The organism is Rossellomorea sp. NPDC071047 (genome assembly GCF_050270195.1).
Taxonomy (GTDB): domain Bacteria; phylum Bacillota; class Bacilli; order Bacillales; family Bacillaceae_B; genus Rossellomorea.
This window is the reverse complement of record NZ_JBNNJT010000001.1, coordinates 1-13,520: the sequence shown is the minus strand read 5'-3', so window position 1 is coordinate 13,520 and position 13,520 is coordinate 1. Positions and strand designations below refer to the sequence as shown.

Annotated in this window: 16 protein-coding genes and 2 other annotated features; of the genes, 2 read left to right on the top strand and 14 right to left on the bottom strand. The window is 41.4% G+C overall.

Features of this window, described 5'->3' with window-relative positions; all coding sequences use genetic code 11:
- Positions 1–65 precede the first annotated feature (65 nt).
- Positions 66–608 carry a cysteine hydrolase family protein gene (locus tag ACQKFO_RS00080; RefSeq protein ID WP_427596352.1) on the top strand — a complete coding sequence of 181 codons (543 nt, stop codon included), beginning with the start codon at positions 66–68 and terminating at the stop codon, positions 606–608.
- A gap of 62 nt (positions 609–670) precedes the next feature.
- Here ACQKFO_RS00080 and ACQKFO_RS00075 read toward each other — a convergent pair whose 3' ends face one another.
- Positions 671–1,756, bottom strand: a complete 1,086-nt coding sequence (locus tag ACQKFO_RS00075; protein WP_427596351.1) for a M42 family metallopeptidase — start codon at positions 1,754–1,756, stop codon at positions 671–673.
- A 101-nt stretch (positions 1,757–1,857) separates the two neighbouring features.
- Positions 1,858–2,346: a dUTP diphosphatase gene (locus ACQKFO_RS00070; RefSeq protein ID WP_282138737.1), complete on the bottom strand. Its 489-nt coding sequence runs from the start codon at positions 2,344–2,346 to the stop codon at positions 1,858–1,860.
- Positions 2,347–2,492: 146 nt separating this feature from the next.
- Here ACQKFO_RS00070 and ACQKFO_RS00065 point away from each other — a divergent pair, with 146 nt between their 5' ends.
- Positions 2,493–2,879 carry a sigma-w pathway protein ysdB gene (locus tag ACQKFO_RS00065; RefSeq protein WP_427596350.1) on the top strand — a complete coding sequence of 129 codons (387 nt, stop codon included), beginning with the start codon at positions 2,493–2,495 and terminating at the stop codon, positions 2,877–2,879.
- A 26-nt stretch (positions 2,880–2,905) separates the two neighbouring features.
- Here ACQKFO_RS00065 and ACQKFO_RS00060 read toward each other — a convergent pair whose 3' ends face one another.
- The 12 genes from ACQKFO_RS00060 to speD form a co-directional block, all read right to left on the bottom strand.
- On the bottom strand, positions 2,906–3,475 hold the full coding sequence (locus ACQKFO_RS00060) for a TVP38/TMEM64 family protein (protein WP_427596349.1): 570 nt from the start codon (positions 3,473–3,475) through the stop codon (positions 2,906–2,908).
- A 95-nt stretch (positions 3,476–3,570) separates the two neighbouring features.
- A complete protein-coding gene (locus tag ACQKFO_RS00055; RefSeq protein WP_427596348.1) occupies positions 3,571–3,849 on the bottom strand; it encodes a DUF1294 domain-containing protein in 279 nt (92 codons plus the stop codon).
- 310 nt (positions 3,850–4,159) lie between these two features.
- The gene (gene rplT, locus ACQKFO_RS00050; RefSeq protein ID WP_113969573.1) at positions 4,160–4,519 is read right to left on the bottom strand and encodes a 50S ribosomal protein L20; all 360 of its coding nucleotides are present in this window, start codon (positions 4,517–4,519) and stop codon (positions 4,160–4,162) included.
- 28 nt (positions 4,520–4,547) lie between these two features.
- Positions 4,548–4,748, bottom strand: a complete 201-nt coding sequence (gene rpmI, locus ACQKFO_RS00045; protein WP_032087387.1) for a 50S ribosomal protein L35 — start codon at positions 4,746–4,748, stop codon at positions 4,548–4,550.
- Positions 4,749–4,770: 22 nt separating this feature from the next.
- Complete coding sequence (gene infC / locus ACQKFO_RS00040; protein ID WP_034757009.1) at positions 4,771–5,274, bottom strand: translation initiation factor IF-3; 504 nt, start codon at positions 5,272–5,274, stop codon at positions 4,771–4,773.
- An 88-nt stretch (positions 5,275–5,362) separates the two neighbouring features.
- Positions 5,363–5,502 (bottom strand) — a sequence feature (ribosomal protein L20 leader region).
- A 174-nt stretch (positions 5,503–5,676) separates the two neighbouring features.
- Positions 5,677–7,608, bottom strand: a complete 1,932-nt coding sequence (gene thrS, locus ACQKFO_RS00035) for a threonine--tRNA ligase (protein ID WP_427596347.1) — start codon at positions 7,606–7,608, stop codon at positions 5,677–5,679.
- Positions 7,609–7,666: 58 nt separating this feature from the next.
- Positions 7,667–7,921: a binding site (T-box leader), on the bottom strand.
- 73 nt (positions 7,922–7,994) lie between these two features.
- Positions 7,995–8,861: a putative sporulation protein YtxC gene (locus tag ACQKFO_RS00030; protein ID WP_427596346.1), complete on the bottom strand. Its 867-nt coding sequence runs from the start codon at positions 8,859–8,861 to the stop codon at positions 7,995–7,997.
- A 423-nt stretch (positions 8,862–9,284) separates the two neighbouring features.
- Positions 9,285–10,217: a primosomal protein DnaI gene (gene dnaI, locus ACQKFO_RS00025; protein ID WP_148995911.1), complete on the bottom strand. Its 933-nt coding sequence runs from the start codon at positions 10,215–10,217 to the stop codon at positions 9,285–9,287.
- A 12-nt stretch (positions 10,218–10,229) separates the two neighbouring features.
- Positions 10,230–11,618 carry a replication initiation and membrane attachment family protein gene (locus ACQKFO_RS00020; RefSeq protein WP_427596345.1) on the bottom strand — a complete coding sequence of 463 codons (1,389 nt, stop codon included), beginning with the start codon at positions 11,616–11,618 and terminating at the stop codon, positions 10,230–10,232.
- Between the two features lie 68 nt (positions 11,619–11,686).
- Positions 11,687–12,142 (bottom strand): transcriptional regulator NrdR, encoded by a 456-nt coding sequence (gene nrdR, locus ACQKFO_RS00015; RefSeq protein ID WP_148969889.1) that lies wholly within the window; start codon positions 12,140–12,142, stop codon positions 11,687–11,689.
- A gap of 82 nt (positions 12,143–12,224) precedes the next feature.
- Entirely contained in the window at positions 12,225–12,605 is a 381-nt protein-coding gene (locus ACQKFO_RS00010) for a cytosolic protein (RefSeq protein ID WP_427596344.1), read from the bottom strand.
- 131 nt (positions 12,606–12,736) lie between these two features.
- Positions 12,737–13,117, bottom strand: coding sequence for an adenosylmethionine decarboxylase (gene speD / locus ACQKFO_RS00005; RefSeq protein ID WP_034756998.1), 381 nt, complete (start codon positions 13,115–13,117; stop codon positions 12,737–12,739).
- Positions 13,118–13,520: the final 403 nt, after the last annotated feature.

Below are 13,520 nucleotides of genomic sequence, written 5' to 3'. Positions count from 1 at the left end.
GTTTTAGTATTACTCTTTCAGTGGTAATGAAAACATACAACTACTAACGGAAGGGGAGCGAATGTATGAGTCAGAAGAATAGCGCATTACTGATCATCGATATGATTAATACTTTTGATTTTCAAGGTGGAGAGAATTTATATGAAAACACTTTGAAGATTGTAGATAATATCCGTGACTTGAAGACGAAAGCGAAGGAATCCGGCATTCCGGTCATTTATGTGAATGATAACTACGGTCTATGGCAGGACAATATGAATGACATTATCGACCATTGCAAAAAGAAAAAAGGAGAAACCGTAATCGAAAGACTCCACCCTGATACAGATGACTATTTTATCATCAAACCGAAGCATTCATGCTTTTTCGGGACTCAACTTGATATCCTGCTTCACCAGCTGGATGTAAAAAACTTGATATTGACAGGAATCGCAGGCGATATCTGCGTGCTCTACACCGCTAATGATGCCTATATGAGGGAGTATGAAATATCGATACCGAAGGATTGCATGGCTTCAGAAACAGATGAAGACAATGAGAGTGCCATTCGCATTATTAAAAAAACGATCGGTGCCGACATGTCTTTATCTTATCAAATGACTTTTTAATGCCAGCTCCACTATTTCATGAAAAAGAGACCCTAAATCCGATAGGGTCTCTTTCCTTGCAATCAATCAAATGTAATCTTTGCCACTGTATCTTTATCTAACTTCTTGATTACTTCTGTAATCAGTTTAACCGCATTCTCATAATCATCACGATGCAACATTGCTGCATGGGAATGAATATAGCGGGTTGCAATGGTAATGGATAAAGCAGGGACTCCATTCGCTGTTAAATGAATCGCACCTGAATCCGTTCCACCACCGGCAATCGAATCGAATTGATACGGGATGTTATGTTCATCCGCTGTATCTGTTACAAAGTCACGAAGTCCTTTGTGAGAAACCATGGACGCGTCATACAGGATGATTTGCGGGCCTTCACCCATCTTACTTGATGCTTCCTTGTCAGAAACGCCAGGTGTATCCCCTGCAATTCCGACATCTACACCAAAGCCAATATCAGGCTGGATCTTGGCTGCTGACGTTCTTGCTCCACGCAGGCCAACTTCTTCCTGCACCGTTCCTACACCATATACCACGTTTGGATGCTCTTGACCTTTAAGGTTTTTCAGTACATCAATGGCAATCGCGCATCCTATGCGGTTATCCCAAGCTTTCGCAAGAAGCATTTTCTCATTGTTCATCACCGTGAATTCGAAATGAGGGACAACCATATCCCCAGGCTTCACTCCCCACTCCAGTACTTCTTCACGGCTTGAAGCTCCGATATCGATAAACATATCTTTAATATCAACCGGCTTTTTACGGGCTTCCGGAGGCAGGATATGCGGTGGCTTGGAACCGATCACACCCGTTACTTCCCCTTTACTCGTCACGATCGTCACTCGCTGGGCAAGCATGACTTGTGACCACCAGCCTCCCACTGTTTGAAAACGCAGGAACCCTTTGCTGTCGATTTGAGTGATCATGAAGCCGACTTCATCAAGATGCCCGGCCACCATAATCTTAGGTCCGTTCTCATCGCCGACTTTCTTAGCAATTAAGCTTCCGAGATTATCAGTTGTGATTTCATCTGCAAATGGTTCTATGTATCGCTTCATTACGTTTCGTACTTCTCTTTCATTTCCCGGTACACCTTTTGCATCGGTTAAATCCTTGAGCATGGTCAATGTTTCATCTAATTTTGTCACTGTTTCGACCCCCTAAATGTTTATTCACTCTCATTATACTAAAATCTGTCCGATTCATCAAAATTTCCTGAATCTTCTCAAACTATCACTGGTGATCCGGATTAATATCCTTCTTTTTGACGATTATAATTCACTTCATTCTTCTTCACATAAGCGTCAAACACCTCTTCATGGGAGAAGCCTAACAGCTCACCCAAATAAACATAGTGCCTGAACAATTGTTGAAAATGCTCAACCGAACGTTCTTCAGAGAAATGATTGGCCGATTTGAACACTTCCAGGAATTGTTTGGTCACATCTTCATTTGCGTAATTGGTTTCCCCTAAATCAAATTGCTGGATGCCGATTTCCAGTCCCAGTGACAGGATGAAATGGATTCCATCTACAAATTCTTCAAGGATCACTTCCTTCGATGATGATGATTTCTTGCTCCAAAACTTAAAGCTTCTTGTTTCATTGGCAAGTTCCCCTACTTCAACAAGCAGGGCAAGGATCTTCTTTTCAATTAAATCTGCGTTTTCCAACCCGTGTTCTTGCTCAATATGTTGATCCAGCTTCTCTTGCATGTCCAATAACTTTTCAATATTCATGACGTTTTCTCCCCTCATGATGCCTGTTTTTCTAGTGCTCTCTCTTAGTATGACAAATTTTCAAAGAAATTTTAAATAAAATGAAACCTTTTTCTGTTTTCAACGTAAATAATAGAAGAATACTTATGCCTAGGGAGGTAATGGTAATGCTTTGGTTAATTCGGTTAGTGATTTTTTTCCTTATTCTTTATCTTTTATACCGCAGTGTGAAATACATTATAGACCCAAAGCGAAAACTGGAACTTGCCCAGGAGCAGAAACGTTTTTACTTTCTCGATGATCAGGAAAATGTACGTAAGAATTTTCACATAACGTATAAAGGAGTTCTTTTTGAAGGAGAAAAATATTTAGGAGCAACAGAAAAATCCTTTGAGGTGGTTTCCATCTTTGTTTGGTCAAGGAACATCTCTTCTTTAAAGGGACTGACTCAAGAGGATTTTCAATACCTCCACAATGAAATCAAAGAAAGATACCCGAATGCAAAGCTGGATTGGAAAAGCCCGATCCATGAATTCCTTCAAAAAAAGCAATAAAAAAATGGCTTAACCAGCCATTTTTTTTATTTACCCGGAAAGAACTCTCTCCATTCAATCACTCTTACTTTTTCTCTTAGTAGGTAAAAGAGTACGATGAGTGCAAGGAAAATCATGACGAGAATAGGAGGGGAAAATTGTTTGATGTATTGACCGAAAACCGTGTAAAAAAACGCCAGGGGAATATTAGAAATAACAGAGGCCCGGATGAAAGGTTTAAGCTTTTTCTTACGTTCAAGTAAACAAAGGTTCAAAAGCTGATAATGGACAAAAGGAATTAACCGCAGAATGGCAATTTGACCGGTTGTGAGGGTAGCATTTCTTCCAAACCATTTTTCCTTCAATCTCAGGAGCTTTTCATAGAATGATGTAAAACTCTTTATGACGAAATAAAAAGTAACAGATAAGAGCGTTAATCCGATTAATGAATACAGAGTGCCGAATATACTTCCGAACAGCACTCCTCCCGCCATACATACAAGGGCTACAGGGATGAACAGAAATTGCCTTAGAATATGAAACAAAACAAACAGAACAGGAGCCAAATACCCGCTAGCTTCCATGAGGGCGAATGCAGCAACTAACCGTTCGTCCATGGCTAAGGTGACCTCCTTCTGCTTTTCTAAGCTGTTATAGACACTCTCTATATAGTATGTAATGGAGACGGGTTAAAGAATGAAAACTTCAATTTCTACAACTTAGTATTCAGCCAGATAAAAAGCAGACTATGAAGCATGACAAGCAGTGGAAAACCGAAAGCGAATACTTTATGTTTCGTTTTATGCCTGTATACCTTCATTCCCATATATGCGCCGATGCTGCCCCCGAGGATCGCCACCTGCCACAAAGTACTCTCCTTGATGCGATATTCATTTCGCTGCGCCTTTCTTTTATCCTTGCCCATGATGATAAAGCCGATGATATTGATGACAATGGCATATAGATATAAGATAGCTGTTAATGCACCCATGTTTTCTACCTGCTTTCTGAATTGATTGATATAAGAAGGTTCTTCTCGTAAAGTTTGTTACTTTCTTAAAGAAGAGAGTAGTAGTTGATTTCCGCTACAGGATGCTCGCTTTCCGCGGGGCTGGCGGTGAGCCTCCTCGGCCGAACGCTAGCTGTAAGCGGAGCAGTTCCCCCCACCATCCAGCACACACTGATGGACAGAGCCTAAGCAGACCCTATGATAAATAATAACAAGCTTTTCGAATAAAGCCTATAAGAAAGGACCGGCCAGAGGCCAGTCCTTTTTGTCTGCCAACTTAGTCAGCAGTTAATTATTTGTTAAGTTGAGCTTTAGCAGCATCTGCTAATTGGTTGAATGCTTTTTCGTCAGCAATCGCAAGCTCAGCAAGCATTTTACGGTTAACTTCGATACCAGCAAGCTTTAAACCGTGCATTAAACGGCTGTAAGAAAGACCATTCATACGAGCAGCCGCATTGATACGTGTGATCCATAATTTACGGAAATCACGTTTCTTTTGGCGACGGTCACGATAAGCATACATGTATGATTTCATGACTTGTTGGTTTGCTACTTTATATAAAGTATGTTTTGAACCGAAATAACCTTTGGCTAATTTAAGAACTTTTTTACGACGTCTGCGTGTTACTGTTCCGCCTTTTACGCGTGGCATAATAATTCCCTCCTGTTTCTATTACTTCTTATTTTAGGTTGTCAAGCATATGACGAATGCGTTTGAAATCTCCTTTAGAGACAACAGCCGCTTTACGTAGCTTACGCTTTGCTTTAGTAGATTTGTTTGCGAATAAGTGGCTTGTGTAAGCGTGTGAACGTTTAAGTTTACCAGAACCTGTTTTCTTGAAACGCTTAGCTGAGCCGCGGTGAGTTTTCATTTTTGGCATGTGCTTTTCCTCCTCGGGTCCTTTATTTTTCGTTAACTGGTGCAAGCACCAAGAACATACTGCGACCATCCATTTTCGGTTTTGATTCAACGGTTGCTACATCTTTACACTCATCACTGAAGCGATCCAGAACACGTTGACCAATTTCTTTGTGCGTAATCGCACGACCTTTAAATCGGATTGACGCTTTAACTTTGTCTCCTTTTTCAAGGAACTTACGAGCGTTACGAAGCTTAGTATTGAAATCATGCTCATCAATCGTCGGGCTTAAACGAACCTCTTTAAGATTGATGATCTTCTGATTCTTACGCGCTTCTTTTTCTTTCTTCTGTTGTTCAAACTTAAACTTACCGTAGTCCATGATACGAGCAACGGGTGGTTTAGCATTTGGAGCAACAAGAACAAGATCAAGGTTTACACGTTCAGCAATTTCAAGAGCTTCATTCTTGGATTTAATCCCAAGTTGCTCACCGTTTTGATCGATAAGACGTACTTCACGGGCACGAATCGTTTCGTTTAAGATCATGTCTTTGCTAATAATTAGCCACCTCCAAGGTTTATTAAAAGAATACACGGCTTTGGCCGACGCACTCGCTTCCTTTTTTGCGTGTAACACACAAAAAAAGATGCGAGTGTCGAAACACCCGCACCTGATTATTAAGCATATATAAATGGCTTTAATAGTCAATCACATACCTGTAAACAGCACGAACGCGTTATTCAGGTGAGAAGCGGGTAGCTTCTTCTTGTACCAAACTGTATTCAATTCACCTTAGATACTATATCACATGACAATACCGCTGTCAAATAATCATTTAATATCACAACGTATTTCATAATATCAGACATCTAAGGAGAGTGCAATAGTTTTTTTGAAATTTATACGGCAGGGACGGACCTTGGAGCAAGGTCCGTCCCTCTTCTTTATTTATCGTTTCGCTTCTTTTGTGATGTGGCCGATGAACTCATCAAGAGAAATCGTTTCTGATTTTTGCTCTCCGTATTTACGGACGTTTACAGCCGTTTCCTTGATTTCGTTGTCTCCCACTACAAGCATGTAAGGGACCTTGCTCATCTGTGCTTCTCGGATCTTGTAACCGATCTTTTCATTACGGTCATCGATGTCCACACGCAGCCCTTCAGCCTGAAGCTTTTCTTTCACTTCTTTCGCATAGTCGAAGTGAACATCCGGTGAAACCGGGATCACCTGAACCTGCGTTGGAGCGAGCCATGTCGGGAATGCTCCTTTGTATTCTTCGATCAGGAATGCCACGAAGCGTTCCATTGTGGATACGACTCCACGGTGAATGACTACCGGGCGATGCTGCTTCCCGTCTTCCCCTACATATGTTAAGTCAAAGCGCTCCGGAAGTAAGAAGTCCAGTTGAACCGTTGATAGAGTTTCTTCCTTACCAAGTGCCGTTTTCACTTGAACGTCCAGTTTAGGGCCATAGAATGCCGCTTCCCCTTCTGCTTCAAAGTACTCAACGTCCAGTTCATCCATCGCTTCCTTGATCATCCCTTGTGCACGGTTCCACATCTCATCATCATCGAAGTACTTCTCAGTATCCTCAGGATCACGATAAGACAGACGGAAGGAATAGTCATTGAGATCAAAGTCTTTGTACACTTCCTGAACGAGGCGCACGACACGCTTGAATTCTTCTTTGATTTGATCGGGACGTACGAAGATATGAGCATCGTTCAGAGTCATTCCACGTACACGTTGAAGTCCTGATAAGGCACCTGACAATTCATAACGGTGCATCAGACCAAGTTCGGCGATACGGATCGGAAGCTCACGATAGCTGTGAATGCCGTTTTTGTAAATCATCATATGATGAGGGCAGTTCATCGGGCGAAGGACAAGATCTTCATTATCCATCTCCATGACCGGGAACATATTCTCCTGGTAATGATCCCAGTGACCGCTTGTTTTGTATAGCTCGACGCTTCCCATGACAGGTGTGTATACGTGATCATAACCTAAGCGCTCTTCTTTATCAACGATATAACGCTCGATGATACGACGGATCGTGGCACCTTTAGGCAGCCACATCGGCAGGCCTTGTCCCACTTTTTGTGAATTCATGAATAGATTCAATTCTTTACCGATTTTACGGTGATCTCGCTCTTTTGCTTCTTCTAAAAGACGCAGATGCTCTTCCAGGTCTTCTTTCTTGAAGAAGGCTGTTCCGTAGATTCGTTGAAGCATTTTATTATCACTGTTCCCGCGCCAGTATGCCCCGGCGATGCTTAACAGCTTGAATTCTTTAATTTTATTTGTAGACGGAATGTGGACTCCACGGCATAGATCTAAGAATTCACCCTGCTCGTAAATCGAAACCTGTTCCCCTTCAGGAATGGCTTCAAGCAGTTCAAGCTTGTACTCATCACCGATTTCTTCATACATTTTCTGTGCTTCGTCCCGGCTAACTTCTTTACGGACCACTTCCAGGTTTTCTCCCGTGATCTTTTTCATTTCTTTCTCGATCAGTGGAAGATCTTCCGGAGTGAACGTGTGCTCGGAATCAATATCGTAATAAAATCCGCCTTCAATGACCGGACCGATCCCAAGCTTTGTTTCAGGATATAAGCGTTTGATAGCCTGTGCCATTAAATGGGCCGTACTGTGACGAAGGATTTCCAGAGCATCTTCTGAAGGTGCCGTAACAATTTCAATCGTTCCATCTTCCTGGATCCCTGTGCGTAAATCAATCAATGCATTATTTATTTTACCAGCCAGCGCCTTCTTCTTAAGACCCGGACTGATGGACGCAGCAATCTCTTCTGTTGTTGTCCCTTTAGGAAATTCCTTGACATTTCCATCAGGGAACTGCATTTTCACTACTTCTGACATGTGATTTCACTCCTTAAGTAATCTCTATAAAACATAAAAAACCCCGCCCCTTCACGTTTGAAGGGACGAGGTTAATAAGTAAACTCGTGGTTCCACCCAACTTCTCATTGTCCACAAAACACAGACAATGACTTCATTGAAAACGAATAACGACATTTAGCCGTCAATCATTACTGTGAATCCGTCAAGATTCAGTTCATAATTGAAGTTCCGAGGTGGTAAATATCACTACCGAATTAGGAAGCTTGCAGCCAGGAGACTTCCCTCTCTGTGAATGGAATAGGAATATTGTTGTCCTCATCATAACCTTTATTTATTGACTTATTATGTAGGTATTATAATCGGTTATGTTTTGAAAAGCAAGAGCATTCCATAAAATAAGCAGCCTATTCATTCGCGATATCCCAGGAAGGATAGAGAAGTGTTTCAGGAAAATAACTCATCGGCAAAAGATCGATCCGTTCTTCAAAAATATTCTGTAGCGTCCTGATCAACTGATGGTCACGATTCCCGTACACGAGTATCTTCTCCGGTGCAAGGGATAACAACGGAGCAATGGTGTACGAATCAACATATAACGGGTGATTCGTCAGAAGGCGTTTATCAATCGCCTTCGTCAATTCCTGCCTTGTCATCTCTTTCATGTCTTCATCAAAGAAACGATAGCCGTAACCCGTGGAGCACAGATGGATCGTACGTATTTTCTGCTCCCTTGATGCCAGGTACTCCCGCAGCATATGGACAAACATTTGATATTCCTGCTCCATCTTATATTCATCTATCGCAAGATCCAGCATGAGGAGCAGTCTCTCCTGAAGCTTCTTCAGCCTGAACTTGCTGAAGGAGTCGAACGATATGGGGGCCTTTCCTTCCAACAAAAGCTCCAGGCTGTCATGAACGTATTCGGCCTCGTCCCATTCACCGATCAGCTCCATCAATTCAGGTCGTTCCCCCAGTCTCATCTCTGATACAATCTCTAATATTTGATTGATTTCATCCACATCTTCATAGAAGTAATTTTCCTTCAGGGCTGATTCGGACCAGTCCATGCATTTATCATTTAAGACAAAGTGGGAAACCCCGTTGAACAGCTTCTCTTTTTCCTTGAAGAAGGGGGAAACCTCTATCGTCAGATTATAGTGAGTTGTATGTTGAAAGAGCGTTTCATGAAACCATGATTGTACGAACTCTTTATTGAGGTGTGCTTGAAGCTTTAACGCATCATTTTTTTGCTTGAAAATAAATTCAATCAAACTTTCTCGCCTCCTTAAACCCAAATCCCTGATTTATATATATGGGAGGCTTGTATCATTTAGAAGTTGTTGAGGGAATTTAATTGACTCTTTTCGAATCTATTAATAGTAAATAAGGCGAGTAGTGGGATTTCCGCTCCAGGGGGCTAGCTTTCCGCGGGGCGTGAGTTGAGCCTCCTCGGGCTTTGCCCTGTGGGGTCTCAACTTTCCCGCTATTCCCGCAGGAGTCGAGCCCCCTTCCGCTCCAATCAACATTGTTATTTTTAAACATCTCAGAATTCGTTATCATTCACCCAATACAATAAACCCTTATTGGAACAATGCTTAGGAAATAAATAAATGAATCTATTTCACCAAAAATTCATTAATGAAAAAGAGAAGTTCAAACGCTAAGCGAATGACCTTCTCTTCTTTTACTTAATTCTATTCTCTTCTATTCCTTCCATCAATCAACACAGGCTGGGACAGGTATTTAATCCGCTCCATGATCCTTGCAGCCTTCAGCTTTTCTTCTTCTCCTCTTTGACTGTATGTCAAATGATGGGTGAGTTCGTTGAAGTTGAAGTTGGAGGTGAAGAACGTCGGGAGGTTTTCAAGCATTCTGTACTGCAGGATCGTCCCGAGGATCTCATCTCTCCCCCAGCTTGACATGGTTTCTGCGCCGATGTCATCGAGCATGAGGATCGGTGCAGCTTTGACCATTTCCAGTTTTTCATTTACCGAGTTATCTCCCAGCGATTGCTTGATTTCTCTAAAGAACTCAGGAACGTAGACAATCAGGGACGCGATTTTTTTCTCGGCGAGTTCATTGGCCATCGCCCCTAACAAATAGGACTTACCCACTCCGAACTTCCCATAAAAATAGAGTCCTTTCATTTTTGTGCCTTCTGTATAGTTCTCTACGAAATTCTTTGCCAGTCGGACTGCCTCCAATCGGCTTTTCGAATCAAGATCAAGGGTTGAGAAAGATGCTTGTAAAATATCCTTCGGCACATACAGGCTTTTGATTAAACGCTGTGCGCTCGTTCTTTCATCGTGAATGACCTTTCGAGGGCAGCGATGGTAATCGATGTCGATGGTGTTGCCTCTGATCACCAAATGAGGGTCATAACCTTCCATCATATTCTTACACTCCTGTAAAGAAGGACAGTAACGGCATTCTTTGCTTTGCGAAATGTATTCATATAACTTCATCAGACTCTCATTTACCATTTCCCCTGTTACACGGCCTTCATTCCTGCGAATAAAATCCTTCACATCATTGTTTTCAAGAATCTCTTTTTTCATTTGTTCATATCTTTGTTGAAACGAACCAGAAGCCGCCAACCTTTTCAGGGTGTTATTTATTTTCTCCACCGCTACGTTCACCTACTTCCGAAAATTTTTAAGCTCTTCTTCGAGTTTCTTCTTTTCTGCTTCGAAATCATATCCATCAAGGGAAGAATCATTTTCTTTCTCGGTTTCACCTTCTTGGAACCATTCCGGGAGTTTTTCTGTCCGAATCGGCTTTCTTCGTCTATTCGTTTTATTTTCCTTTTTCCCTTCAGCCCACTCAAGATACTGCTTGTGTTCTTTTTTGGCTAATTCCATGGCTTCACTTGCAGTCGTCACCTTTTTTCTCGACCAATGGGACGCGATTTTTTCCATATATCCTTTTGTGAGCTTCATGTCCGTTTTCAGCAAAACATATTGCACCAGGACATTCATGACACCAATCGGCAATTTCTGTGACATGAGCACCTCTTCAACCGCCTGAAGGTCTGACTTAGAAGGAGCTCCTCCATTCGATATGTCAGATAGAACATCCTTGGGCGACGTTGTTTCCAGATATTCAATGAGCTCTTCTTCTTTCGTACGGGGTTTATCCGATTTTACAGACGCTTTAGACTCTATTCTCGCAGTCAAATCCGGCAGTTGATCACCTGTCTGAACCCCATACCAATCACGTGCGGTTTTGCGCAGCAACTCTATATCGATGGTATCATCTGCATCCAGGGAGCTTAAGACGATATTTTTCATTTGAAGAGGGTCAATACCGTACAAATAGCTCAGCTTCAGAACCGTTTCCTTTACATTTGTTGTAAAGGCTTTTCGGGGAACCATTAATTCAGATAACCCTGCAAGTAGTAACTGAAAATCAAAATCGACATCATCCAGTGGAAGACCACCATTCTTCCCATATTTCATATATTGTTCACCAGACTTTGTCTCGGAATCCATATTTGCATCGTGGTGGAGAAAATTAATATGTTCCGATGTGAAAACGTCTTGAAAGGATCGTGTGATGTTTACATGTTGCTGTTTATCTACCGATTCGTCAGTAAAGAATTTCTTTAAACGCAAATAATGAGTTCTGCCTATTTTACGATAAAGATACACATTCAACATACCATCATGAAAGAATTCCTGAGGTGTAAGAGGAGGCTGCAGTTCATAAAGAAAGCTACGATCCTCGTTGTCCCTTTTTTCGTATGCCTTTAACAACCCTATCCCTTCAAGCTTCATTCTCGCTTCATATACTTCCTGAAGATTGACAGACAGAACGTTCATCAGGTGATAATGAGTAGAATCTGTTGACCATAGCCTGTTTTCCTCTACTTCTCCCCACAAACTCATATAAAGACTGTAACAAACCGAACCAATTAAAGGCTGGTACAGAAACGTGATGATTTTCCGATCGTATTCCTGAAGAATCCCATTTGTCCCTACCGTGTAGTGATCGATTGGTTGTATTTCATTCCAATGCTTCTTCATCATAGTTGGATTCTACCTTTCAAAAAAATAAAGAGAAAAGAGCTAAAGAATTACATCTTCAGCTCATTCTTCTACTCTTTTTTTATTAATTCTTTCAGTTCGTCTATAAATACATTAATATCCTTGAATTGTCTATACACAGATGCAAAGCGTACGTATGCAACTTCATCTACCTTAGCAAGCTGATCCATGACCATCTCACCAATCTTAACGGATTCTACTTCAGAAGCACCTTGATTACGGAGTTCCTTTTCAATGTCCGTTGAGATCTTTTCTAATCTCTCAAGAGGTACCGGGCGCTTCTCGCAGGCCTTGATCAACCCTCTCAAAATCTTCTCTCGACTAAACTCTTCTCTTACCCCTTCTTTTTTCACCACAATTAAAGGAAGCTCCTCTACCTTCTCGAAGGTCGTGAAGCGGAAATTACATTCTTCACATTCTCTTCTTCTTCTGATTGAACGTCCTTCATCAGCCGGACGGGAGTCCACTACTCGTGTACCATTATGCTGGCAAGACGGGCACTTCATAATATCAGCTCCGTTATTACATACTATTACTTTCATCATATTAAAAAGCTGCGACTTACACAAGCTTATAAAGGATTTACCGTTATTTCACTTTTGTCAGTTCGCCGTCAAGCTTTTGATAATAATGGTTAATCTGTGCTTTTAAGACCGTATATGTACCAAAGATCTTCCCTTTATCTGCACTGATCTTGAAATCGACTGCCGTTTCAAAAGGCCTTACTGTGATGATCGTTGCGACAATAAACAATTGGGGAGTACCATTTTTACGGACCGTAATTTCACCTCTGTCCTTAGACTGGGAAATCACCTCATACTCAGAGGATGAAAACAACTCTAATACTGCATTAAATGCACCTTGATGCATGGATTTATAATACCGTGATTTCAGGTCTTTATCTTCGTGCTGATCAGATGTCTCACATTCTGATTGAAACCGTTTAAAAAAAGTACGTATTCCGCTCATTTAAAGTTCCTCCCTTTATTTACCCTTATTTTACACGAAAACCACAGGAATGAAAATTCAAAATCAATTCCTGTACAAATGCATAAAAAAAGAGATGCATCTAATACGCATCTCTTCTGAGTTATCTTCGATTAAAGGGCTTGAGCCTGAGACTTCTTCACTTGTACCGGACCCATACCACGTGGCAATTCAATTGTTTCACGTGTGTCAGCACCAAGAGCATCTGCAATATATTCAGCAGCGATGTTAGGATCTAAATCACCGCAAGTATATACATCAATACTGGCATAACCATGTTCAGGAAAACTGTGAATAGTCAGATGTGATTCTGAAATGATCACAACTCCACTCACACCTTGAGGAGCAAATTTATGGAAAGCTACCTCACGTACCTCTGCACCTGACTTTAGCGCAGCATCTACGAATGTTTTTTCAATTCCTACTACATCGTTTAATTTTTCAAAATCGCAACCCCATAATTCTGAGATTACATGACGACCCATTGTTTCCATTTTCGTGTTTCCCCCTTTGACATAATTTTTTTCGTCAAAATGAACGTGTCCTTTGGCAAAATCTTAACTACCACGGGGGAAAGTTAGTCCGAAGAGGTCCTAACCCTTTAAGTAGCTAAATCAGTATTCATTTGCTAATAAGAAGTTCACGAAAAATAGTATACTTTGTTTAAAACTCTTTTGCAATAAATTTTTTTAAACTTTTTTATATGGGTAGACGATCGGTTGACTTCCGTGAATGGATACGGGTTATCACCCTGAAATTTAGTGATATTTAAAACGTTGTCCGTTTCTTTCCGCTCCAGGCACTCGCTTTCCGCGGGGCGGGCGGTGAGCCTCCTGATATGAACGAAACTGTCAATACTCATTATCCACATCGATTTAAAGGCAGCTTTAATAAAAG

Bases quoted from the DNA above. Each gene is read 5' to 3' on its own strand.
- ACQKFO_RS00065 (WP_427596350.1), top strand. From the start codon at position 2,493: ATGCTTTGGTTAATTCGGTTAGTGATTTTTTTCCTTATTCTTTATCTT.
- ACQKFO_RS00070 (WP_282138737.1), bottom strand. From the start codon at position 2,346: ATGAATATTGAAAAGTTATTGGACATGCAAGAGAAGCTGGATCAACAT.
- ACQKFO_RS00080 (WP_427596352.1), top strand. From the start codon at position 66: ATGAGTCAGAAGAATAGCGCATTACTGATCATCGATATGATTAATACT.
- thrS (WP_427596347.1), bottom strand. From the start codon at position 7,608: ATGTCAGAAGTAGTGAAAATGCAGTTCCCTGATGGAAATGTCAAGGAA.
- ACQKFO_RS00055 (WP_427596348.1), bottom strand. From the start codon at position 3,849: ATGGGTGCATTAACAGCTATCTTATATCTATATGCCATTGTCATCAAT.
- ACQKFO_RS00010 (WP_427596344.1), bottom strand. From the start codon at position 12,605: ATGAGCGGAATACGTACTTTTTTTAAACGGTTTCAATCAGAATGTGAG.
- speD (WP_034756998.1), bottom strand. From the start codon at position 13,117: ATGGAAACAATGGGTCGTCATGTAATCTCAGAATTATGGGGTTGCGAT.
- ACQKFO_RS00060 (WP_427596349.1), bottom strand. From the start codon at position 3,475: ATGGACGAACGGTTAGTTGCTGCATTCGCCCTCATGGAAGCTAGCGGG.
- infC (WP_034757009.1), bottom strand. From the start codon at position 5,274: ATGATCTTAAACGAAACGATTCGTGCCCGTGAAGTACGTCTTATCGAT.
- rpmI (WP_032087387.1), bottom strand. From the start codon at position 4,748: ATGCCAAAAATGAAAACTCACCGCGGCTCAGCTAAGCGTTTCAAGAAA.
- nrdR (WP_148969889.1), bottom strand. From the start codon at position 12,142: ATGAAGTGCCCGTCTTGCCAGCATAATGGTACACGAGTAGTGGACTCC.
- rplT (WP_113969573.1), bottom strand. From the start codon at position 4,519: ATGCCACGCGTAAAAGGCGGAACAGTAACACGCAGACGTCGTAAAAAA.
- ACQKFO_RS00020 (WP_427596345.1), bottom strand. From the start codon at position 11,618: ATGATGAAGAAGCATTGGAATGAAATACAACCAATCGATCACTACACG.